The following is a 21,113-nucleotide window of genomic DNA, read 5'->3' as shown; positions in this document are numbered from 1 at the left end:
GACGGGACGCCGTGCACCGTTTCCAGTACCGGTCTTCCCGTCCCCGCCCGCCGAACCGGACGTGCCCGTTGGCCGAGCATCCGGCTCTCCACGTGATCCGCTGGATCAGGCGAGGTATTCGCTGACCTGGCCGACGAAGGCCACATGGTCGTGGTTCGTCCGGCGGAAGCGTGCTCCGTCGGGGTCAACCTCTGCGATGTTGTAGGGCGTGCTGATCTGTGCTCCCCGGAACTGGTAGCGCTGGACCCGCATCTTCGCCGGGTTGTAGAGGACGATTCCGCCCTCGGTGATGCGGTCCGCCCCGTAGTAGCGGCGCCACAGTTGTTTCCAGGTCAGGTGGGGGTGTTTGTAGCGGATCCAGAGAAGCAGTCTCCACCACGCGTACCAGCCGAGGTAGGAGAACGTTCTCTTGGACGCGCCGTAGCGGAAATAGGCAGCCCAGCCCCGGAGGACCGGGTTGACCGTCCGCAGCACCTCCTCCAACGAGTGCGAGGTGGTACTTCGCCCCGTCAGTTTCTTGATCTTGCGCATCACCGACGCCAAGGCGGGCTTGGACGGGATGGTGAGCACGACGCGACGACCGTCGCACCAGGGCCTTCGCTGGATGTGGAAGCCCAGGAAGACGAAGCCGTCGTCGATGTGGGTGATGTGGGTCTTCTCGACCGAGAGGGTCATCTTCAGCTTGCGGGCCAGTAGTGCGCCGATCTCCGCCTTGAGCGTTTCGGCCTCGGACTTGGTGCCGTGCACCAGCACGACAAAGTCGTCGGCGTATCGCACCAGACGGTAGTTCGGCTGCCCCTTGCGGCGTCGGGCTAGCCTTCGCCATCCGGGACTCATCCCGGTGTTCCAGATACGCGAGAAATGCCGGTCCAGAACGGAGAGATAGACATTGGCCAGCAGCGGGGAGGCAACCCCTCCTTGCGGAGTGCCCGTGAGGGTCTCCGCGAATCCACCATGCAGCTCGACAACCTCGGCCCGCAGACACGCACTGAACCAGCCGCAGAACCTTGCGGTCCTTGATCCGTTCGGCCACCAGACCCATCAGGACGTGGTGATCGACATTGTCGAAGCAAGCCTTGATGTCGCCCTCGATAACCCAGTCGTAGGTCGACGGCTTGCGGGTGAAGCGGTGGATCTCGGCAATGGCATCCTGAGCCCGACGAAAATCGGCTCCAGGACCAGCTTGAGCGCCATCTGCGCGACGCGATCCCGCAAGGTCGGGATGCCCAAGTACCGGACCTTGCCGTTCTTCTTGGGAATCACCGCCTGCTTGACCGGCAGCGCAGTGAAGGACCCGTCCTTGAGTGAGCAACGAAGCTCCTCCAGGAACGGAATCACTCCATGACGTTCCTCGACGTAGTAGCGGGTGACCGCATCCACACCTGCTGTCCTGGCGCCCCGGTTGCCAGACACCCGCTCCCAGGCCACCACCAAAGTGGCCAAGTCGCAGACCAAGTTGAATACATCATCGAACCGGCATCCGGCTCGTTCCTTGCCCATTGGTGCAGCTTGATCTGATGATCGAGTACCCGTCGCCCCGCTGTCATACTTCCCGGCCAGGTTGTCGACGGCGCGTCGTTATTTCAACAACGTTCCTCCCCGACAGCAGTCCTGCTGCTATCACGCTGTCGCCCTTCCCCATGTGACCGGCTTTCCCGGCCTCCGAGTACTACGGCGACTCCGCCACGATCTGGCGCCATCAGCGGGCGTCGCGCCTGCCCGCCGCCCGGCCGGCTGCCGGACGGGAAGGGCGATGCCAGATCGCTTCCCACGTTCACTGAGGATCTCTGTGACGGCGTCGGTGCCCAGCTGTACCCCGGCAGCATCGCCACGGACCGCACATCGCAGTCTTGGTCCGGGCCTCCCGAAACCCATGGGATAAAGGCGGCGGGAGAGGAGAGGCCATCGGATGTAGCACTCTCCAGCACTGCAAAGCGGCCCATCCACCAGGTTCGGCAGGCCGCTGACGACTCACGGGACGTCAACCACTGGTTCAGTTTCCTTGCACCCATTCCGTCTTCGCTTGCGGGCACGAACCGCCTGGTGGTGTCGGTCCGCCCCTACGTTGTCGAGGCTGCTTTCCGGCCTCACCCCCAACCCGGGGTTCAGCCTGCCCCCAGCTTCAACCGGTCACTGCGATGACCAACGGCGGGCCTCTCATCCCCCGAGATCCATCAGCGCCTCGTGGCGCACAGCCCAACTCGTCGATGCACAACAGATCGACACGGCCGTAGCGGGCGATCGTCTTGGTCGGCTGTTTCTCGTCCGCTGCTTCGACGAGCTCGTTGACGAGCTTCGTTGCCAGGGTGTGTTTCACCCGGAACCCGGCCATCGCCGCCTCGGTGCCCAGCGAGATCAGCAGGTGCGACTTGCCGGTGCCGGAATCACCGATCAGGCAGAGCGGCAGGCCCTACTTCACCCACTCGCAGGTGGCCAGCGAGCCGACGACGGCGGAGTCGATGTTCGGATTGGCATCGAAGTCGAACTCGCGCAGCGATTTCTCCCGGGGGAACCGGGCGGCCATGATCCGGCGTTCGGAGCGGCGCCTGGCGCGGTCGTCGCACTCGGCCGGCAGCAGTTCGGCCAGGAACACCAGGTAGGACATCTGGTCGTTGCCGGCCTTGGCCGCCAGGTCGGGAAACTGGTTGCGGATCGTGGGCAGTCGCAGGACCCGGCATGTCTGGTCGACGGCGGCTTCGGCGGCTTGCTCACTCATCCGGCGGCGAGGGCTCATGGCGGCGGCTTCTTCCTGCTCGGCTTCTGGGTAGGTCTCGGGGCCGGCGCGCGCCCAGCGGCGGCCACGGCGGCTCGCCGGCTGGGAAGCAGCTGGTCGTAGATCGACACGTCAGGCATGGGTCGGGTGTCTTTGGGCAGTTGCGCCAGGCGCCGCTGGGTCAGCGAGGTGACGGTCGCTGCGACGGCCCGGTGTGCCTCGGTAGTGGCTCGGCGTCGTGGCTTGGCCGAGGTCGGTTCGTCGTTGTCGGCGATGCGGCGGGCTTCCAGCGCGGCCGCGTCCGCGGTGAGCGCTCCGACCTGGAGCGCGGCGGCCAGGCAGGCGACGACGTGGTCGTGCTGCATGTGCCGGTGCAGCAGCAGAACCTCGATCACAGCGCGGGTGCCGGCGGTGTCGCCGTGGGCGTTGCAGGCGGCTGTCCACCAGGCTTCGTGGATCGGGGTGAACTGGCCTGCGGCCCGGGCCTGTTCGAGGACCGTGGCGCCGGGCAGCGCGCCCGGTTTGCGCAGCAGCGCTTCGAGATAGTGATCGAGTTCGAGCCGTGATCCGCTCTTGGTCAGCAGCCGTTCGTGCTGGGCGACCTCGGTGCGGCCGTCGAACACCACGAGCTCGGAGGCGTGCAGCAAGACCCGGACCTGGCGGCCGATGAACCGGGTCGGGACCGAGTAACGGTTGGTGCGGACGGTGATCTGGGAGAACCGGTCGACCCGTGGGGTGAACCAGCGGCCGGTCTCGAACGTCTCGACGGGCAACGGCTTCAACGACGGCCGTTCGACGGCGAACAGCTCGCCGATCGTGCGGAGACGGGTCCCGATCCGCCGGGCCTCGTCGGCCAGATCCCACTCGTCGATCAGCATGTTCAAGTGCGCCAGCGAGTCGATCTCGGGGACGGGAACGAAGTGGTTGTGGCGAAACCAGCCGATCTGGCCCTCGACGCCGCCTTTCTCGTGGGCGCCCTCGATTCCCGGCGTGCAGTAGAACGGCTCGATGCCGTAGTGGGACCGAAATGCGGTCCACCGGTCGGTCTCGACCCGGCGCCGCGTGAAGCCGAGCACCGACGCGACCGCGGCCTTCAGGTTGTCATACCGGATCTTGCCGAACGGCACGCCGCCCAGCACTCTGAAAGCGTGCTCGTGGCCCTCGAAGAACGCCTCCTGACCGCCGGAGGCGAACACCCGGTGCACCGCCTTCCCGGAGAACGACAACCGCAGGCAGAACAAATGGCACTTCACCAGCTCGCCCCGCAAACGGACCGCGACCTCGCCGAAGTCGACCTCGGCTTCGGCGCCGGCCAGGTGCGACTGCTCGATGAACACCTGCGCCGGGCCACGGCCGGCCTCGACCCGAATCTCTGGCTTCCGCTTGGCGACGTAGGCGCGCACGACCTGGTAGGACACGTCGTCCATCGCGTGCTCGTTGATCAACCGGCGATAGATCCGGACCACCGTGTGACGCTGCTTCCTCGGCGCATCCAGATCAGCCAGCAGCATCTGGTCGATCACCGGCTTGAACGGATCCAGCTTGGAACGGCGAGGCGCGTACGGTTCCCGAGGTTGCGGCCACGCCGAACTCAGCGCCTTCTGAACAGTCCGTCAGCCCACCCGGTACTTTCGCTCCAGCGCCCGGTTCGACATGCCCTCGCGAGCGTCACGCCGCAGCGCGGCATACAACTCGACCTTCGACTGACCAGGCGGCATCGGCGGTGCTCCTTCACTGAGCACATTCACCTTGCCACCGCAACCCCGCGAGTGACACTACTTCTCACGAACAACTTCCCAGCTAACCAGCCGGTGACATCCACTCAGACGGACAACTGACAACCCACAAACACCGTCAGAGCCATCCTTGCGAAAACCATTGGTGCCCGGCTTGCTCCGCTGATGGACTGACGTCCTACCGTGAGTCTGCCACGTGACGGAGGTAGTGGTTGTGACAGGCTACGACGTGCTTGCCGAGGTGTACGAATGGCTCATCTCGGATGCAAAGTTGCCTCCAGCCGAGTTCGCTGCGTCGTTCGACGACGTCCTCAATCTCCTGCCGTCGAACGCTCACGTCCTCGACTGTTCGTGCGGAACCGGACAGTTGGCGGTTGGCCTCGCCGGTCGTGGCATGCAGGTTGTCGCAACTGACGCCAGCGAGGCGATGGTTCGTCGGACTGCAGAGCTGTCTGAGGAGTTCGGGGCATCCGTCCGGGCCGTACGGGCGAACTGGGAAGAGTTGCCCGACCATTTCCAGGACAACACGTTCGACATGGTGTTCTGCGTTGGCAACTCGCTTCACCATGCCGCGGGTGCGACAGGCAGGGGTGCTGCTCTGGAGTCGATGTCACGGCTTCTGCGCCCCGGCGGGCGCTTGGTACTCACATCCCGCACTTGGGAACTCGTGAGGGCCAGAGGTTCCCGGCTGGAGATCAGTGACCGACTCGTCCGCCGGAACGGTCGCGATGCCGTCGTGGTCTACCGCTGGGAGATTGCGCCGCATTGGGAGGAGGAGCACCACATCGAGATTGCGATCGCGCAAGTTGATGCGACCGGGTTGGTTCTTGTCCGCTCGGAACTGCTGTCCTGCTGGCCCTACCGGTACGAGGAACTCGAAGTCGAGCTGCACCGGGTCGGACTCCAAACGGAACTGAGCACGTTCGATCTTGAGGCCGAGAACTACATGGTGGTCGCGAGCAAGGTATAAGCACCGGACTCTCAGTCCCTGGCCGGACCGCGCGGTTGCTCGCAGGACGCTTGCGCCCTCTCATCGGTACGGGTTCAAGTGGTCAACGCAACGCCTCGGACGAGGAGTGCTCGTCGATCAGACGGCGGTAGATCCGGGGTGACGGTGTGGCGCTGTTTCCTGGTCGCGTCCAGATCAATGAGCAGGATCTCGTCGATCAGCAGCGTGAACGGATCCAGCTTCGACGGCCGCGCCGAAGCGGTTGTCGTGCGTGGCTGCGGCCAAGCCGAGGTCAGGGCCTTGTTGACCGTGCTCCAGGTGACGCCGTACTTGCACTGCAACGCCCGGTTCGACATGCCATCGCGGGAGTCGCGCCGCAGCGCGGCGTACAACTCGACCTTCGACTGGCCAGGCGGCATCGGGGGTGCTCCTTTACTGAGCACATCCACCTTGACACCGCAACCCCGATGGTGACGTCAGAATTCGCGAACATCTTTCTGGGCCATCACCTGGTGCCGTCAGCTTTCACGAACAACTGACGTCACCAACTACCGACAGAACCAGAGAGGGTGCGGTTCGATCTGAGACAGAGGGAAATGTGGGGCTGATCTACGGCTACGACATCTATCTGCGTCCTCGGCATGTCGCCAGGGCATTGGCCAATCTGGCCGAGCTGGCGCCACCGGCCCATGCCGTGCCGCCGCTTGAGATCACCCTGCCCGGCGGTAACCGGCTCGTCCTCCCGTTCACGTCCCGCTTCAAGAGCGATCCGGTCGATTGCTCCACGAGCAGCGCGCTCGAGCTCGACACGTCCCTCATGTTCGACGTCGATGATGCACTGCACGAGTATGCGCAGACGGGTGGACGTGGCCCCGAGGCGGACGGGCGCATCCAGATCGGGTACATCTACGCCACGATCCGGTTCGAGTCCCTCCCGCACCCTGGCTACGCGTCCATGGAGTGCTGGGCAGCGATGTCGGGGATGAACTGCTTGTTCGCGCTGTCGGCCAACGTCAGGAAGGCGTTCCGTGAGCCGGGGGCGACCTCCTCATCAGCGATGTCGCCGTCATCCGGAGCCAGGACGGTGCCCACTCGCCTGCGTGCGATCGCCCACTCCCGCCATTCCCGCCCAGGTCGCCGCCAACTCGGCCTGGATGCGATCGGCTTCCTCACACAGCCCTCGACTCGACGGCGAGCGGCGAGCTCGTGCTGTTCCAGCAGTCCGACCACCGACGGCATCCGCCACCTCCCGGGGAGCGACGACACGGCACGTCACCACTCCCGCCGGATCACCGACCCTATGCCTGACCAGTGAAAACGCCGCCCTCAGATTCGAAACGACAACAGGCACTCAGCCCGAAGCCGGCCCCTCAACTCTGTGGAGGCGGCGTCGTGCCAGGCTGGACCAGGCCACATTGATATGCCGCCGCGACTGCCTGGGCACGGTCTCGCACCCCAAGCTTTATGACAATCCTGCTGTAGTGCGTCTTCACTGTCGTCTCACTGATCACGAGGTGCCTGGCGATCTCCCCGTTCGACATCCCGTGGGCGATCAGCACCAGCACTTCACGCTCGCGAGCGGTGAGGTTCTCCATCTCTGCCGGAGTCGGCAACAGCCGGTCAGGGCGGGCGGCGAACTCGCGCAGTAGTTCTGGAGTGACGGAGGGGTCGAGCCATGCGTCACCGTCGGCCACCACCCGCACCGCGCGGACCAGTTCTTCCGGCGCCGCGTCCTTCAGCAGAAACCCGGAGGCTCCGGCCCGCAGTGCCTGGATCACCGCCTCATGCACGTTGTACGTCGTGAGTACCAGCACCCGTACCGGGTTGCTCTGCCCGTTCGAGAACTGGTCTGCGGTGATGTGCCGTGTGGCCTCTACACCGCCGATGCCGGGCATCCTGATGTCCATCAGGACGACGGTGGGCTTCAGTTGTTCGGCGAGGTCGATGGCTTGGGCCCCGTCGTGGGCCTCGCCGACGACCTCGATGTCCGGTTCCGCCGAGAGCAGCATGCCGATACCGGAGCGCACGAGCGGCTGGTCGTCGGCCAGGATCACGCGGATCATGGATCAGGTCCCTCCAGTGTGGGGCTGTACGGTGTGGTTTCGGGGATCGGCAGGGTCACCGAGAGCCCGTAGCCACCGCCGATCGAGGCCGTCGACAGGCTGCCGCCGAACACCTCGACGCGTTCCCGCAGACCAGTGATGCCGTGCCCGGTGGACAGTTCGCCGGGCAGGGTAGACGGTGTTCCGGCGCCGTCGTCCTCGATCTCGACGCGCAGCGACGTGTCATTCCAGATCAGCCGGACGACGGCGCGGGTACCGGGCCCGGCATGCTTGGTCACGTTGGTCAGCCCCTCCTGAACCACTCGGTAGGCGGTCAGGTCCAGGCTCTCCGGCAACTGGGGGCGGCGCCCGCGCTCTTCGCACACGGCGGACACGCCGGTGCGCCGCACGCCCTCGAAGAGCCGGTCCAGTCCAGCGAGTCCGCTGTGCGGGGAGGAGGTGGAGGGCTGGTCCGCCGTGCGCAGCAGCGTCAGCATGCGGCGCAGCTCACCCATCGCGTTTCTGCCTTGGCTCTCGATGTCGCCGAGGGCGAGGGAGGCCCGGTCCGGGTCGCTGCGCAGTACCCGCTGCGCGCCGCCTGCTTGAAGGACCATCACGGTCACCGCGTGGGCGACGATGTCGTGGAGTTCGCGGGCGATGCGCGCGCGCTCGTCGGTGATGGTCCGGCGGGCCTCGGCCAGCCGGCTCCGGGTGCGCTCGGCCTTGGTGTTGCTCGTCTGGATCCAGCGGCCGAACAGGAACACTTCGATGTACAGCGACAGAAAGAACGCCAGCAGCCCGGCCAGGGCATGCCATCGGCGCTCGGCCGGCACGTGGGCGAGGTCGAGCAGGATGGTCAGTCCCATGGGGATGGCCGACACGGCCAGCGCCGCGAGCGCGGCTCGGAGGCGGCATGTGACCACCACGCTGAAGAGCCCTGCCAGCATTGTGAAGACCGGGCTGTAGTCGAGCACCGTGACCAGGCTGATCAGGCCGCATGTCACCGCGTGGAGCCACAGCGCGCAGAACCCGGCGGCGGGTACGGCCCGCAGCAGGCACAGGGCCACACACGACGGGACGGCCGCAAGCACTGTGATCAGCGCCTGGTAGCCGGTGGTGTCCGGGGCCACCAACCGGCCGAAGGCCAGCATGTCCGGCACGACGACGGCCAATGCCCGCCAGGTGTCCCGGGCCGTCACACGCCCCACACGGGTTGAATACCTCATTGTCGGGGCCGACGGTTGCCATCAGTTGAGGGTGCCTTCGGCGGCAGATCGAGACAACATCCACAGGTAAGGCAACCGCTGTTGGCGAATGCGGCGATGCTGTCGTGCATTTCGACGGCTGTCTCCCCAGGGCCTGCGAAGGCACGGAAGTCCGGCCAGGATTCCGGTGCGCCCTCTCGGCCTGCGTCGACTGGCACTCCGTAGCCGAGTGAACCCAGTGCGGCCCAAAGGTCACCACCGTGGGCCGTGATGGCCTCGCCGAGCCGCGCCGCCGAGTACTGCGGCACCTTCCGGCGCAGGGTGGATGGCTCGGCGAGTGTGATCACCGCCACGGAGGCCCTGATCTTGCCGTCGTCCAGGCCCAGCAGACGCACGTCGGTGACGGCAATGGATTCGCCCGGTGCGCTGCCGGCCGAGCCTGGCCTGATCACGGCGTTCAGCTTCGGTGCGGTGAGCAGGCGCGCTGGTGGCTGCGGAACGAACACGATGTCGTCCGCGACGAGAACACCGTGCGCAGCCGACGCGTCGGCCGACTGGATGGTGACGAGCGGTCCGTCGGCGGATGGCTGACGTTTGTTGATCATGAAGAGCTCCGAGGAAGACGAGGCGGAAGGGCTGGTGCGGCCGGGACAGAGCCAGTCCCGCGTGGCCGATTGGGCACGCTGTGTGACGGATCTCAATATCACAGCGACAGGGAAACCTCGATGTCCATCCGCCATCCGGGGGACGGCGCCACGGCCGGGCGGCTGACTGTGATGAAGGCGATCCGCTGCCGGTCGGCGAACGTGCCGCCGTACGAGGTCGAACCAGCACAGCACTTGCTCAAGCGGCATGTCACAGCACGCACCGATTGTCATCGGCCCCTCTTCGCATTGCGACGTCCCTGTGGCGTATTCAACGGATCGGGGGAGGCGACGACGTCGTGGGCCCGCGTACACCCCAGGGACGACTCGCCGGATCGGGGCAGAGGAGGACGCGGCGGGCACGGGCGACGGTGGATGCTCTGAAGCGGATCGTCGGCCGCGAACCCGTCTTTGCCGCCAACTGCGCGCAATGGGCAATTGTCAGGCCGGCGCGGTGCACATCACCTTCACAACAGCCGAGGAGCCAGCCATGTCTGAAATCAGGGAAACAACTGCCCGCGCTCTTACGCACGCCGATATCCAGTCGGTCATCGACGGCACCTGTCTCGCGGTGCACATCCCGGGATTCGTTCCGCGAGTCGCCCTGGAAAGTGCCCGTGAAAAGCTTATTGACCATCCGGATCGCGGTGGTCTGAGTCAGGCGGCGGAGTTCAAGCGAGTAGGTTTCGCCTTCTCTGAGATAAGCGATGAGGCATCCCGCGACTGGTACCACGCGGAGGCCCGCGGCAACATCCAGCGTATGCGCGACCTCTTCGCGCCGTATGCCGCACCGAGCGACGTGCTGCGACTGCTGCTCGAGGAGGCGTGGGGCCCCGGAGCCAACCTGCTCCAACTGGACGGGCGCAAGGCGTTCATCGGCATCTGCCGCTATCAGGACAAGGACGTCGACCTCAACCCGCACACCGATGCCCTCGAACGGAACCTGCCCGCAGAGTCCCGCCACACCCTCAAGGCCCAGCTGTCGGTCAACGTCTACATCAACGTCCCCGAGGCCGGCGGCGAACTGGAGTTGTGGGGAGTGGAGCCGACCGCGGACGAGTACGACCAACTGCGCGGCCGGCGCACCTGGGGCATCGACCGCGACAGGCTCGGCCCGCCCCGGACCGTGTTCAAGCCGGCCCCCGGTGACCTGCTGCTGCTCAACCCACGGCAGATCCACGCCGTTCGCCCCTCCGGCGACCGGCCGCGCATCACCCTGGGGCACTTCATCGGCTACCACGGCGACAACCGTCCGCTCGAACTGTGGAGTTGAGGTCAGCATGACCGAGCAGACAACCGAGCACGTACTCGACGGCCGTACCAAGGCGAGCTTCGGGCAGAACGGCCAGAAGAACGATCTGTCGGGCCGCCGGGCCATCCTGTTGATCAGCGTGGGCCAGCGTTATCACGAGGGCGACAAACTCCGGGCCACCGTGGAACTGCTCAACCGCACCGGCTTCGGCCAGGTGACCGTAGCGGTGGCGGACACCCTCCAGCGCACCAACTATCTCGCGTGGGATCCCGTCGAAGCCCATCGTCGCGCCCTGCGCGAGGGCGATGCATGGCTGGAGCGGAACAGTAAGATCCTCGGTCGGCTGAGCGTGCCGAATGGCGTGCTCCGCTGGGACGAGGCTCTGCAGGACCCGGATTACCCGCGATTTCTTCGGCGCATCCGGGATGCCTACCGGGACGATCCCGGATACCGGGGTGCGGTGGACTCCACGATCCGGAATTTCATCGACCGCATGGTGTCCCGGGACCCGTGCGTCGATATCCGCAAGGCATTCGACGGCTGCCTATCCTATCTCATCGAGGAGTGCCCCATCATTCAGCCGATGTGGGCACACCAGGGATATGACCACGTCGTCTACCCGCAACCCATGACCGCCGCGATGGCCGAAACCCACCGGCTGTTCGTGGCCCGAGAATATCCGGGCAAGGGTAGTTGGCTCTCACTCAGGTTCAAGAAGCGGGCGGCCGCTCCGGCGGCTGCCTGACCGTACACAATCCGGCGTAGAGGACGCGTTCTGTGATCCCAGCAGCGAATGACCGCAAATGGTGGACCTTCATCGGTGTCGGCCTGATCAGTTTCCTCGGCTGCATCGACCTGACCATCGTCAACACCGCGGCGCCACGCATCCAGGCCGACCTCGGGGCTTCGGTGACGGAGCTTCAGCTCATCGTCAACATGTTCATCGTCGCCCTGTCGATGTTCATGGTGGCGATGGGCCGGCTGGCCGACGCGCACGGCCGCCGCCGCGTCCTCTACGCCGGCACCGTCGTCTTCGGTCTGGCCTCCCTGGGAGCCGGTGCCGCTCCCGACACAGGCTGGCTGATTGCCTTCCGTTTTCTTCAGGGCGCCGCGTGTGCCGTGCTGTACACCTCCACCGGCGCCATCGTGCAGAACGCGTTCCCACCTGAGCAGCGCGGCCGGGCGATGGGCGCGCTGTACGGCGTCAACGGCTTCGGCCTTGCCATCGGCCCGCTGCTCGGCGGGATCCTGGTGTCGGCGGCAGGCTGGCGCTGGGTGTTCTGGCTCAATGTGCCGCTCGTCGTGCTCGCTCTCACGGTGTGCTCCTTCAGCGTCCGTGAGTCGCGCGACGAAACGGCCGACGGCCGGCTGGACTGGCCCGGCCTCGTGCTGTCCGGCCTCGGCATCCCCGCCGCCGTCCTCGCCTTCACGCTTGGCGGCACCTGGGGCTGGACCAGTGCGGTGACCCTCACCCTCGCCGCCTTCGCCGTCATCGCCCTGCTCGCTTTCGCCGTCGTCGAGAGCCGCAGTGCCAACCCTCTGCTCCACCTCGCCCTGTTCCGCAAGCCGGCCTTCGTCGGCGCCCTGTCCTCCGACTTCGCACTGGCCTGCTTCTACACCACCGTGCTCTTCCTGATCCCGCTTTACCTGAGCACCGTGCGCGGGCTGGACGGGTACGCCATCGGCGCCCTGTTGTTGCCGTGCACGGCCGTGATGGCGGTCCTGTCCCCCTTCATCGGACGCCTCATCGACCGCTTCGGCCCACGCCCGCTGCTGACAGTGGGCTTCATGGCCTTCACCGCCTCGGCGCTGCTCCAGACCAGGCTGACGGCCACCACCTCCTATCTCCAACTGGCCGTCGCTCTGGTCGTGATGGGTATCGGCTGGGCCTGTGTCCTCAGCCCGGCAACCGTGTCTGCTCTGTCGGCTGTGCCGGAGCGGCAGGCAGGTCTGGCGGTCGGTTCCTCCTGGACCTTCCACAATCTGGGCGGCGCGATCGGCCTGGCCACCGCGGTGGTCCTCTTCCGTTCCTTCGCCACCGACCGGTTGACCAGCGAGCTGACCCAGCACCACCAGGCGACCGGCTCCTGGACCGACGCGGTGGTCACCAACCCCGAGCACGCCACCGAGGTACTGGCTCGGGAGACCTCGCTGTCCTCTGCTGAGGCGGGCCGGGTCTTCAGTGCGGCGTTCAGTCATGGCATGCAGGCCGCCATGTGGCTGCTGGTCACCGTCTCCCTGGCCGCCCTCGCGGTGGTCGCCCTGCTCTCCCGCAGGACGGTCGACGGGACCGCGGATGAACCAGCGCACGTTCCCACGAGGCAGGCCACGTAAGTGTGGTGTGGTCAACTGAGCGGTGTTCGAGGCACCACAGTGGGTGGTCTTTCGGTCGCCTCGCCTCGCGCTCCCTGTAGCGCGTGTCCCGGCATGGGAGACCCACACTTTCGACTTCGCCGTACAGACGTGGTGTACCTCGTACTGGCGGTCGGCGGGGTAAGGGTCGAACCGGGGTTGTGGGAGGCCCAGATGCGGGGGAGGCTCATCGTGAGCGGAGCCTGCCAGGACGAGCATGTCCTCGCTGCTGCGCGGCCTCGGCATTCGGGCTTGTTCGTGACATCGCCTTGGCGGGACACCACCGTTCTGTCCGGGCAGCCACATCTCGGCATACCGCGGCGCTACTCCAGCCCCACGCCCGGCAGCCGCCACCCTCACCCGACGACCACGCAGCAGACCATGCCCCTCCCCCACGCCCTCCCACAGCACGGAGACCACCTGCAGACGCATCTCGACACCCTGCCACGGGCCGGCGGCCACCAGGACCGTTCCACTGCGGCGCAGCACGGCGGCCAGCAGCAGCGGCATTTCCCCACCAGAGCTGACCGCCGTGCCCGGACGGACACGCCCCGGCAGCAAAGCACCGAGCGGCGAGGACGACACCGACTCGCCGGCTCCGCGAGCGTACAGGCGGGGGGGAAGACCCGTGGCTTGTTCCGTCACAGCGGAGGTTGAGCATTCTCCACCGTGCGGGCACCCGCACCACACCCGTGCCGCCAGGCAGCCGCACCGGCTGATCAAATTAAAGAACCGGACACCCCAAGCGGGTTTCCGCCCGGGGTGTCCGGTGAAGCTCCAGCGAATCCACTTCGGCGTCAGCAGCGCTCACACCGCGTTGAGCACCTACGCAGCAGCGGCGCAGGCAATGTGGTCAGCTGTCGTAGTAAAGGTCGTAGTCCCAACCGGACCACTGACAGACGTAGACGGTCCACCTGCCATTGGACTTGCCCCACTCGCCGACTTGACGGCATTCCTCCAAAGTCCAGTAGTCGTCGTAGAACTTCATCTCAGCGGGCCTGACCGAGACGGCTGAGGCTGAGGGAGCCACAGCCCCCAGGAACCCCGCGGTAGCCGCGAGAGCGGCCATCACACCAGCGGACCTGGCGACGAGCGCACGTACAGACACGAATATCTCTCCCTTCTCGTCACACGACGCAACGGTAATGTTGCGCTGCGTGACGATTTGATCACGCGGTGGGGTGTCGGGGAAGAGGGCGTGTGGGGGCGCGGTCCGGGCGGAGCCTGAGCCCTCGCGCCCCTTGATCCTGTGCTGTGAAGGATCTCGCCGCCGAGGTCGGCTCCATATCAGAACGGAGGTTCCGCAGCCTCACCGACCGTGGCGCGGGAGGAGCTGTGGGCCTGACAGGGCTGGCGGTCCCCACGGTGCGTCCGGCGCTGACTCACGCGCTTGCCTGAATCGGCGCTCAACCTTCGATGGGGCTGGTACGGACGGGACACGATCGCCTTCCATCCCGCCTCCTACCTCCGGGCGTTGGCGCACTCGGCGGGGTGGGCGGCGGTCACGTAGGTATCGCGGTCGCGGAGGACAGGAACGAACAGTCGCAATCATGTGGACGGGTCGGTGGTCTCGTGGGCTTCGTCCAGGACGCGGTCGACGCGCAGTTGGGGCGTGCACGCCACCCAACTGCTGTAGCAGGCGGTGCGGGTGGGCCTCGGTGATCGGCACGCTTGCGGTAGTCGGCCGCGATCTGCCGGCTGAGCAGGAGGTGAGGGTTCTGGGTGCGTGGCCATCGCTCGTGCCGCTCCTGAAGCCAGTCGCTGAGCACGTCATTGCGTGGACGGCGAGCAGCACGGCGATCACGCGGGTGGGACGGTCCTCGGCCCTCGAACGGCCGTGGTAGCAGGCCAGCGGGTAGGGAGACGGGTGGGCGGGTGTGCCCGGGCAGGCTGATGCCCCGGGTCGGGTCGCGGAATATCCGCCGTTCCTGTCGCAGGCGCCGAAGATGCTGCGTAGCGCGACTTGCCGGTCACCTGCCGTAGTGCTGGTCACGTCCTTCCGTGCCCCGGTGACGTCGGTGCTCGTCACGTCTCGCAGGCTCGTGTGACCGACGGACCACACCGCGAGCACGGGGGCGGCATAGCCGAGGTACTTGCGGATTGTGGATCAGTCCGGGGCGCGGTGCTCGCAACGGCCCTCGCGCCCCAGACCGTGCGAAGCGCGGCGTCGAAGACCGGGTCGTGGACGTCAACGTGCCCGAGCCGAGCTCCTCGAGCTCATGGGCTTCGGGCGGGCCCACCTCCACCTGCTCCGCAGACGCAGTCGCGTACAGGGCGCGGACTCACATGGTGGGGCGGGAGTGCACGCTGACGGCATAGCCGCAGCCTTGGTAGTAGGGATCGCCGCTCCAGGTGGCGTAGCGCTGCCGCAGGGTCAGTCCGGCCTGGGTGCACCAGTGGTCGAACTCCGTAAGGGTCACCGTCGGTTCCGGCAGCGGCAGGTGCGCCGCGTCCAGTCCCATGCCCGTGACCAGCAGTCCGGCAGGGCGCAGTACGGCGGCCAGCTGCCGGACGACGGCTGATTCGGTGCCGGGGGCCAGCAGGGGGATGACGTTCCCGGCGGCGAGCGCCAGGTCGAAGCCCGGATTCAGGCCGAGGGCATCCAGATGGGCCAGGTCGCCGAGGAGCCACTCCCGCGTGGGGGCGTCGCGGCGGGCGACGGCGAGCATCGAAGGGTCGACGTCCACGCCGGTGCAGTAGTGGCCCAGCTCGGCGAGCCGGATCGCAATACGACCGGTGCCGCAGCCGGCGTCGAGTATGCGGCTGCCCGGCTTCAGCAGCGCGGAGCAGAAGGTGGCCTCGCCATGGATGTCGTGGCCCGATTCGGCGAGCTGCGCGAAACGCTGGGCGTATTCCTCGCCAGCATGTCCGCCTGTCAGTTCCGCCCAACGGTCGCGTTGCCCGGTCATGTTCAGCGTGCCTTCCGGTCAGCCCTGTAGGTGTAGACCTCGCGGCCTGCTACGAAGGTACACAGAGCGAGGCTCGAACAGCCGTCCGGCCGTGCGCTGCCTCAACACCCGCACCTGACCACCCGCCTCCCGCCGTCGTCGAGTACCCAGTCCCAGTCGTGTGAAGACCCGGTGAGTCGAGCAGGTGCTCTTCCTTGCCTGCGAGGACGACGTGCAGCCTTCCGCAGCGCTCGGAGCGAGTGGAGCGGGAGGCTGCCAGAGTGGGTAGTGCAGCCCACGGGCGGCGGCCGGACGGCAGTGCCTGCACACCCTCTGCCTCCACGGCCGGGGCGAGCAACTCGGCAGCGGACGTGACCGGTCCGTGGTCGTACGGCCACGTGAGTCGCCCATTGGCGACTGCTCCTCACCATGTCAATCGCCGTGTGCACTACGGGGAGTTCGGATCACAAGGCTGCGGGCCTGCCAGTCCTACGTCCTGTGCTTGCTGGGGCTGCAAGGCGTCAAGCACTGACTTCCGCTGCTTATGGTTCTCCTGGTCGCCAAGAACCTGGATGCAACGCGGGCGGCAACATCTTCCGCTACACCGGAGAGCAATCGAGCTGAGCTCGCCGGCACCACTGCGAGAGGCCCCCGGTCCGCCCCGGACGTGCGCCCTGCCGCTGGTTCTCGGCGGCCGGGCGCACCACCGTTCGCTCCGGTCCGCGCCAGGCCTGGTGCGGGGACTACTGCGGTTGGGGTGCCTCGCCGGATACGGCGATACCTGCCTGGTGGAAGTCGTCCACGGCCGCGACTGTCGTGTCCGGGGCGACTCCGACGGAGTAGTCCAGACGTACCCGTGCGCGGAAGCCGGCCTTCACGGCGTCCAGCGCGGTGGCACGCACGCAGTGGTCCGTGGCGATGCCCACCACGTCGACGTTCTCGATCCCGCGGGCGCGCAGCCAGTCCGCGAGGGGGGTCCCTTCTTCGTCGGCTCCTTCGAAGCCGCTCTTGGACGCACTGTGGGCGCCTTTGTAGAAGACGGCGTCGACCTTTCCGCCGGTGACGGCGGGGGCGAAGTGGGGATGGAATTCGCTGCCTTCGTTTCCGGCCACGCAGTGGACGGGGAAGCTGTCCTTGAAGTCCGGGGTCTCGGAGAAGTGACCTCCCGGGTCGATGTGATGGTCGCGGGTGGCGACGATGTACTGGTAGTCACGGCCCGCGGTCTGCTCCACCAGGTCGGCGATCTTGGTCGCGATCCGCGCGCCGCCCGGTACGGGGATACTGCCTCCTTCACAGAAGTCGTTCTGCACGTCCACGACGATCAAGCCTCGGTTCACCATGACCACCCTTCATCACGACGGAACAACCCCCCGCGTTCTACCGGCCCTCGCACGCCTCCGGGTACATAGGCGGCTTGGTTCACCCGGACGGCCCAGGGTCTTCACCGCAAGAACGATTCGCAGCCGCCGAAGGCCATGCAGTGCACCGGGCCGCGGCCTCCAGTTTGGTGTCACCCCGTCGGCGACGCGGCGGCGGCGGGTTGAGCAGGTCGGTTGTCCGCCAGAGCACGTCGGCGGCGGGCGGCGCCACTGGGCGGGATTCTGGTCTTCCTTGGACCTGTTCGAGCGGGCGTGACGGCGACCAGGACGGAGATCAGTACTTCGACGCGCGTGTCAAAGCCGTCAGACGGGTTGGCACCGGCGTTGGCGTTCCAGTGGCGGAACGCGTCCGGTCGTAGCCGTCCCGGGACGCGGTCCCCATAGGCAGGGCGGCGACGGCTTCGGCCAGGGGAAGAGTCACTGCCGCGTGGGCGGGCGCTGAACGGTGAGGGACAGGAAGCGAGGGAGGCGGCGACCAGGCCGCGCGGCACAGCTTTGAGCATGAGGTGTTGACAGCGGCCAGCGACGGGGCGCGATCAGCTGTTTGCCCCATGCGTCGCCCATGTGCGTGCAATTGTCATACCGGACCAGGTGCGCAGGCGCCCTTCCTACGCGCGTCACAGCCGCCGTACGCGCCGCCCGGGCGACGAGGCCGCGGGCCACCGCCTCGCCCCCGGCCGTTGGGGTCGTCGTGGCGCTGGTCGTCCTCGCGCACACGGTGCGGCCCATCGGCATCAACCGGGTCGGCGTAGCGGTCCACTCCGCCCCTTCGCCCCCCGAATCAGCAGCACAGAGGACAGCGGAGACATGGTTGTGTTCGATGCGCTCGCCAGCGCGTCGGCCACCACCCTGCGCGTCCCCGCTTGACCCGAGACAGCAGACGTGAAGGGCCCTACTAGGACTCCGTTAGGTCTTCCAGTCGGGCCTGTTCGGGAGCATGTTGGGTGTGTGGACGCACATGAAGTGAACCGAGTCCGGGCGAAGTTGGCGTTCTTCGTGGCGGATGTGTTCGCGTTGGTGCCGCGCAAGGATCAGCGGGCCAAGGGCGACTGCTATCTGCGCGGGCTGATGCTGGACGGACGGCGCAAGCCGATCCAGGCGATGGCGGAGTGGCTATGTCGGTGAGTAGGGGAGGCGTTTGTCGTCCGGTACGGGAGGCGGCTTCGTGTCGTGGAGGGTGATGTTGCCCTGTTTTGACGGCACTTGGAGCCTTGCAGTGGGACGATCGGTGTGCTTCTCCCGCTGGGGGTTCGAATGCACATATCGACGAGCAAGGTCGAGCTGTACGCGGCGATCCGCCGTGACCACCGTGCCGGTCTGTCGATGCGTGCTCTGGAGCGCAAGTACGGGGTGACCTGGCGGACGATCCGCAAGGCCCTGGACTCGAATTGGCCCGAGCCCCGCAAGAAGCAGGCGCCGCGTCCGACCCGGCTTGACCCGTACAAGCCGGTGATCGACGGGATGCTGCGGGCGGACCTCGACGCGCCGCCGTAGCAGAAACACACGGTGAAGAGGATTTTCGACCGGCTGCTCGACGAGTACGCGGCGGACGGGATCTCCTACCAGATGGTCCGCGCCTACGTCGCGGTGCGGCGCAAGGAGGTCCGGTGGGAGGCCGGCCGCGGGCCGGAGGAGATGTTCGTCCCGCAGTCCCATATGCCGGGGGACGAGGCGGAGGTCGACTTCGGTGATGTCCACATCGTGCTGGCGGGGGTGCCCACTCGCTGCTATCTGTTCTCGCTGCGGCTGTCGTACTCCGGCAAGGCGGTGCACCGGGTGTCGGCTTCCTGCGGCCAGGAGGCGTTCTTCGAAGGCCATGTCCACGCGCTGTCCGTGCTGGGCGGGGTGCCCCGCGGCAAGGTGCGCTACGACAATCTGAGCCGCGAGCACCTGGTCGCGGGGCTCGCGGTCGCGCTGCGGGCCGGGGCGCTGACCGCGGACGCGGTCGCGCTGGAGGCCCGCAAGATCGCCGACGGCGACCTGCCGGACCAGCTGATGCCCTCACCACCGCCAGAGCCCGCAGCGGCCGGGCCGACGCGGGCGACCGTCACCTTTCTCGCCGACTGGCGGCTGTCCCATCTGCCGCCCGACACCCGGCCGCTGCCCTCGGTTGCCGCCTATGACCAGCTGCTGCGACGGCGCGGCGGGAGTGCTCCGGGCAAGGGAGAAGCGACATGAACGCCAAACGCAACCGCGGGCTGACCGAGGAAGCCGCGACCACCGCCATCGACCAGGCGTGCCGGATGCTGCGGCTGCCCACCATCCGCGGCCAGTTCCCCGACCTCGCCGAGGCGGCGTCCCGCGAGCAGATGTCCTACCGGGGCTTTCTGGCGGAACTGCTGCTGTCCGAGTGCGACGACCGGGCCCGCCGGCGCTCGGAGCGGCGCATCAAGGCCGCAGGGTTCCCGCGCGAGAAGTCACTGCGGGCCTTCGACTACGACGCGAACCCCAACATCGACGCCGCGACCATCAACACCCTCGCCACCTGCGAATGGGTCCGCAAGGGCCACCCCCTCTGCCTGATCGGCGACTCGGGCACGGGCAAGTCCTATCTGCTCATCGCGCTGGGGACCGAGGCCGCGATGAAGGGATACCGGGTGAAGTACGTCCTGGCGACCAAGCTGGTCAACGAGCTGGTCGAGGCCGCCGACGAGAAGGTCCTGGCCAAGACCATCGCCCGCTACGGACGCGTCGATCTTTTGTGCATCGACGAACTCGGCTACATGGAACTCGACCGCCGGGGCGCCGAACTCCTCTTCCAGGTCTTAACGGAGCGTGAGGAAAAGAATTCTGTCGCGATCGCTTCGAACGAGTCGTTCGGAGGGTGGACGAAGACGTTCACCGATCCCAGGCTCTGCGCGGCCATCGTCGACCGCATCACCTTCGGCGGCAACATCATCGAGACCGGCACCGACTCCTACCGCCTCGCCCACACCAAAGCCCAGGCCGAACGCGCCAACGCCGGCTGAACCATGGACACAGCCACCGAGCTGGCCTCGTTCGTCCACGCCCGGCTGGACGAAGAAGGACGCGACGCCGTCCTCTTCCACGAACTCGACTGCCCCGTCTCGCACACGACGGGGCGCATCAGCCGCTGCGGCTGTCCCTGCCCCGCCCGGATTCTCGCCCGGATCGAGCGCACGGCGGAGCACGCCTGACCGGGTTCCTCAGAATGGGCTTCGCCACGCGGGCGGGCACTCGCGGCAGCGTCGCTCCCGGCGTGGACTATTTGCGGGCAAGCGCCCGTGCCGCCGCACTCCCGGGTAGGCGGGGAAGTAGGCGTCGTGGTGACGGCTGCCACCTGCGTCGTTCCAGAAGTGCAGCGGCATGGACGGCATCGGTCGAGTGGTCACCAGCTCGGCGGTCTGCCCACGGACCGGCCCGCCCGCCGGGCCCCACGCCTCCAGCGTGACACCCAGGGACGGACCGGACAGCTCACCGTGCCGGACCGGCAGGATCGTGCGCCGCCGACGAGCGCGGTCGCCACGCCCGTCCCACCGCTCGCGGACTGCACCTCGACGTGTTCCCCGACCGGGGTGCGGATCCACTCGTACGCGGATGCCGGCAGGTGTGATCCGGCTGAGACGTCGTCAGGCGCCGTTTACGTTGGCCTCGGTGTGCTGGCTTTCGAGGTCGCCGTTCAGGGACCGCGCGAGTTCTGGCATCGGACGGTTTGGACGTCGTGTGGTCGTGTGGTGCTTTTTGGTCAGGGGGTGGGGTTGGGGTAGAAGGCGTTGATCTCGGCCAGGACGCGGTCGGGTGCTTCGTGGAGGAGGAAGTGTCCGGCGCCGGGGACGACGGCGGAGGTGGCGTGGGGGGCGGCGTCCTGGAGGGGCGGCAGGAACGCGTCGGCGAGGCCGGCCTGGGTGATCAGGTGGACCGGGATGGTCAGCGGGGTGTCCTGGAGTTTGGTGTTGTCGGCCTCGTCCTGGGTCAGGGTCCGGTAGAGCCCG

The 21,113-nt window shown here is 67.1% G+C and carries 20 protein-coding genes and 3 pseudogenes; 10 read left to right on the top strand and 13 right to left on the bottom strand.

Going from position 1 to position 21,113, the window contains the following annotated elements:
• Window positions 1-105 precede the first annotated feature (105 nt).
• The 4 genes and pseudogenes from AB0I77_RS51035 to istA all read right to left on the bottom strand — a co-directional run bounded on the left by AB0I77_RS51035 (window position 106) and on the right by istA (window position 4,431).
• Window positions 106-960, bottom strand: a complete 855-nt coding sequence (locus AB0I77_RS51035; protein ID WP_363289872.1) for a group II intron maturase-specific domain-containing protein — start codon at window positions 958-960, stop codon at window positions 106-108.
• A gap of 81 nt (window positions 961-1,041) precedes the next feature.
• Window positions 1,042-1,500: a hypothetical protein gene (locus AB0I77_RS51030; RefSeq protein ID WP_363289863.1), complete on the bottom strand. Its 459-nt coding sequence runs from the start codon at window positions 1,498-1,500 to the stop codon at window positions 1,042-1,044.
• Window positions 1,501-2,194: 694 nt separating this feature from the next.
• A pseudogene (locus tag AB0I77_RS51025) lies at window positions 2,195-2,734 on the bottom strand (ATP-binding protein); the annotation flags it as partial.
• Window positions 2,731-4,431, bottom strand: a pseudogene (gene istA / locus AB0I77_RS51020) (IS21 family transposase). The pseudogenes istA and AB0I77_RS51025, both read right to left, overlap by 4 nt.
• A gap of 232 nt (window positions 4,432-4,663) precedes the next feature.
• Between istA and AB0I77_RS51015 the strand changes: the two are divergent.
• On the top strand, window positions 4,664-5,419 hold the full coding sequence (locus tag AB0I77_RS51015; RefSeq protein ID WP_067023809.1) for a class I SAM-dependent methyltransferase: 756 nt from the start codon (window positions 4,664-4,666) through the stop codon (window positions 5,417-5,419).
• Window positions 5,420-5,493: 74 nt separating this feature from the next.
• On the opposite strand, the gene AB0I77_RS51010 is transcribed toward AB0I77_RS51015, so the two are convergent.
• Window positions 5,494-5,817: a hypothetical protein gene (locus tag AB0I77_RS51010; RefSeq protein WP_095749789.1), complete on the bottom strand. Its 324-nt coding sequence runs from the start codon at window positions 5,815-5,817 to the stop codon at window positions 5,494-5,496.
• A gap of 179 nt (window positions 5,818-5,996) precedes the next feature.
• On the opposite strand from AB0I77_RS51010, the gene AB0I77_RS51005 reads away from it, so the two are divergent.
• On the top strand, window positions 5,997-6,713 hold the full coding sequence (locus tag AB0I77_RS51005; protein WP_363289862.1) for a hypothetical protein: 717 nt from the start codon (window positions 5,997-5,999) through the stop codon (window positions 6,711-6,713).
• A 55-nt stretch (window positions 6,714-6,768) separates the two neighbouring features.
• Here the strand turns inward: AB0I77_RS51005 and AB0I77_RS51000 are convergent, their stop codons facing one another.
• The 4 genes from AB0I77_RS51000 to AB0I77_RS50985 all read right to left on the bottom strand — a co-directional run bounded on the left by AB0I77_RS51000 (window position 6,769) and on the right by AB0I77_RS50985 (window position 9,492).
• Window positions 6,769-7,461 (bottom strand): response regulator transcription factor, encoded by a 693-nt coding sequence (locus tag AB0I77_RS51000; protein ID WP_363289860.1) that lies wholly within the window; start codon window positions 7,459-7,461, stop codon window positions 6,769-6,771.
• Window positions 7,458-8,648, bottom strand: coding sequence for a sensor histidine kinase (locus AB0I77_RS50995; protein WP_363289859.1), 1,191 nt, complete (start codon window positions 8,646-8,648; stop codon window positions 7,458-7,460). The genes AB0I77_RS51000 and AB0I77_RS50995 overlap by 4 nt, the downstream gene beginning before the upstream one ends.
• 14 nt (window positions 8,649-8,662) lie before the next feature.
• Window positions 8,663-9,250, bottom strand: coding sequence for a hypothetical protein (locus AB0I77_RS50990; RefSeq protein WP_363289858.1), 588 nt, complete (start codon window positions 9,248-9,250; stop codon window positions 8,663-8,665).
• Window positions 9,251-9,348: 98 nt separating this feature from the next.
• Window positions 9,349-9,492, bottom strand: coding sequence for a hypothetical protein (locus AB0I77_RS50985; RefSeq protein WP_363289857.1), 144 nt, complete (start codon window positions 9,490-9,492; stop codon window positions 9,349-9,351).
• 557 nt (window positions 9,493-10,049) lie between these two features.
• Here AB0I77_RS50985 and AB0I77_RS50980 point away from each other — a divergent pair.
• From AB0I77_RS50980 to AB0I77_RS50970, 3 genes are read left to right on the top strand one after another with little or no spacing between them, the layout of a single operon-like run.
• Window positions 10,050-10,562 (top strand): 2OG-Fe(II) oxygenase, encoded by a 513-nt coding sequence (locus AB0I77_RS50980; RefSeq protein WP_363289856.1) that lies wholly within the window; start codon window positions 10,050-10,052, stop codon window positions 10,560-10,562.
• Window positions 10,563-10,569: 7 nt separating this feature from the next.
• A complete protein-coding gene (locus AB0I77_RS50975; protein WP_363289855.1) occupies window positions 10,570-11,286 on the top strand; it encodes a tRNA-dependent cyclodipeptide synthase in 717 nt (238 codons plus the stop codon).
• 32 nt (window positions 11,287-11,318) lie between these two features.
• The gene (locus AB0I77_RS50970; RefSeq protein WP_363289854.1) at window positions 11,319-12,875 is read left to right on the top strand and encodes a DHA2 family efflux MFS transporter permease subunit; all 1,557 of its coding nucleotides are present in this window, start codon (window positions 11,319-11,321) and stop codon (window positions 12,873-12,875) included.
• A gap of 871 nt (window positions 12,876-13,746) precedes the next feature.
• Here the strand turns inward: AB0I77_RS50970 and AB0I77_RS50965 are convergent.
• The 3 genes from AB0I77_RS50965 to AB0I77_RS50955 form a co-directional block, all read right to left on the bottom strand.
• The gene (locus tag AB0I77_RS50965) at window positions 13,747-14,001 is read right to left on the bottom strand and encodes a hypothetical protein (RefSeq protein WP_363289853.1); all 255 of its coding nucleotides are present in this window, start codon (window positions 13,999-14,001) and stop codon (window positions 13,747-13,749) included.
• 1,174 nt (window positions 14,002-15,175) lie between these two features.
• Window positions 15,176-15,802 carry a class I SAM-dependent methyltransferase gene (locus AB0I77_RS50960; protein WP_363289852.1) on the bottom strand — a complete coding sequence of 209 codons (627 nt, stop codon included), beginning with the start codon at window positions 15,800-15,802 and terminating at the stop codon, window positions 15,176-15,178.
• Window positions 15,803-16,524: 722 nt separating this feature from the next.
• Window positions 16,525-17,118, bottom strand: a complete 594-nt coding sequence (locus tag AB0I77_RS50955) for an isochorismatase family protein (protein WP_363289871.1) — start codon at window positions 17,116-17,118, stop codon at window positions 16,525-16,527.
• A gap of 990 nt (window positions 17,119-18,108) precedes the next feature.
• On the opposite strand from AB0I77_RS50955, the pseudogene AB0I77_RS50950 reads away from it, so the two are divergent.
• From AB0I77_RS50950 to AB0I77_RS50930, 5 genes and pseudogenes are all read left to right on the top strand, one after another.
• Window positions 18,109-18,270, top strand: a pseudogene (locus AB0I77_RS50950) (transposase); the annotation flags it as partial.
• A 144-nt stretch (window positions 18,271-18,414) separates the two neighbouring features.
• On the top strand, window positions 18,415-18,654 hold the full coding sequence (locus tag AB0I77_RS50945) for a hypothetical protein (RefSeq protein WP_363289851.1): 240 nt from the start codon (window positions 18,415-18,417) through the stop codon (window positions 18,652-18,654).
• Window positions 18,655-18,666: 12 nt separating this feature from the next.
• Complete coding sequence (locus AB0I77_RS50940) at window positions 18,667-19,338, top strand: hypothetical protein (protein ID WP_363289849.1); 672 nt, start codon at window positions 18,667-18,669, stop codon at window positions 19,336-19,338.
• Window positions 19,335-20,129: an IS21-like element helper ATPase IstB gene (gene istB / locus AB0I77_RS50935; RefSeq protein WP_363289848.1), complete on the top strand. Its 795-nt coding sequence runs from the start codon at window positions 19,335-19,337 to the stop codon at window positions 20,127-20,129. The genes AB0I77_RS50940 and istB overlap by 4 nt, the downstream gene beginning before the upstream one ends.
• A 3-nt stretch (window positions 20,130-20,132) precedes the next feature.
• A complete protein-coding gene (locus AB0I77_RS50930) occupies window positions 20,133-20,318 on the top strand; it encodes a hypothetical protein (RefSeq protein ID WP_033329514.1) in 186 nt (61 codons plus the stop codon).
• A 548-nt stretch (window positions 20,319-20,866) separates the two neighbouring features.
• Here the strand turns inward: AB0I77_RS50930 and AB0I77_RS50925 are convergent.
• On the bottom strand, window positions 20,867-21,113 hold a 247-nt coding region (locus AB0I77_RS50925), incomplete at its 5' end, for an alpha/beta hydrolase (RefSeq protein WP_363289847.1).

It is taken from the genome of Streptomyces sp. NPDC050619 (assembly GCF_040654815.1).
In the GTDB taxonomy this organism is placed as follows: domain Bacteria; phylum Actinomycetota; class Actinomycetes; order Streptomycetales; family Streptomycetaceae; genus Streptomyces.
Note: the sequence above shows the minus strand (reverse complement) of the source record. Positions and strands in the feature narration are given on the sequence as shown.

Excerpts from the sequence above, each read along its gene's own strand:
- AB0I77_RS51030 (WP_363289863.1), bottom strand. The coding sequence starts at position 1,500 with ATGGGCAAGGAACGAGCCGGATGCCGGTTCGATGATGTATTCAACTTG.
- AB0I77_RS51010 (WP_095749789.1), bottom strand. The coding sequence starts at position 5,817 with ATGCCGCCTGGCCAGTCGAAGGTCGAGTTGTACGCCGCGCTGCGGCGC.
- AB0I77_RS51000 (WP_363289860.1), bottom strand. The coding sequence starts at position 7,461 with ATGATCCGCGTGATCCTGGCCGACGACCAGCCGCTCGTGCGCTCCGGT.
- AB0I77_RS50990 (WP_363289858.1), bottom strand. The coding sequence starts at position 9,250 with ATGATCAACAAACGTCAGCCATCCGCCGACGGACCGCTCGTCACCATC.
- AB0I77_RS50980 (WP_363289856.1), top strand. The coding sequence starts at position 10,050 with ATGCGCGACCTCTTCGCGCCGTATGCCGCACCGAGCGACGTGCTGCGA.
- AB0I77_RS50975 (WP_363289855.1), top strand. The coding sequence starts at position 10,570 with ATGACCGAGCAGACAACCGAGCACGTACTCGACGGCCGTACCAAGGCG.
- AB0I77_RS50960 (WP_363289852.1), bottom strand. The coding sequence starts at position 15,802 with ATGACCGGGCAACGCGACCGTTGGGCGGAACTGACAGGCGGACATGCT.
- AB0I77_RS50945 (WP_363289851.1), top strand. The coding sequence starts at position 18,415 with ATGCACATATCGACGAGCAAGGTCGAGCTGTACGCGGCGATCCGCCGT.
- istB (WP_363289848.1), top strand. The coding sequence starts at position 19,335 with ATGAACGCCAAACGCAACCGCGGGCTGACCGAGGAAGCCGCGACCACC.
- AB0I77_RS50930 (WP_033329514.1), top strand. The coding sequence starts at position 20,133 with ATGGACACAGCCACCGAGCTGGCCTCGTTCGTCCACGCCCGGCTGGAC.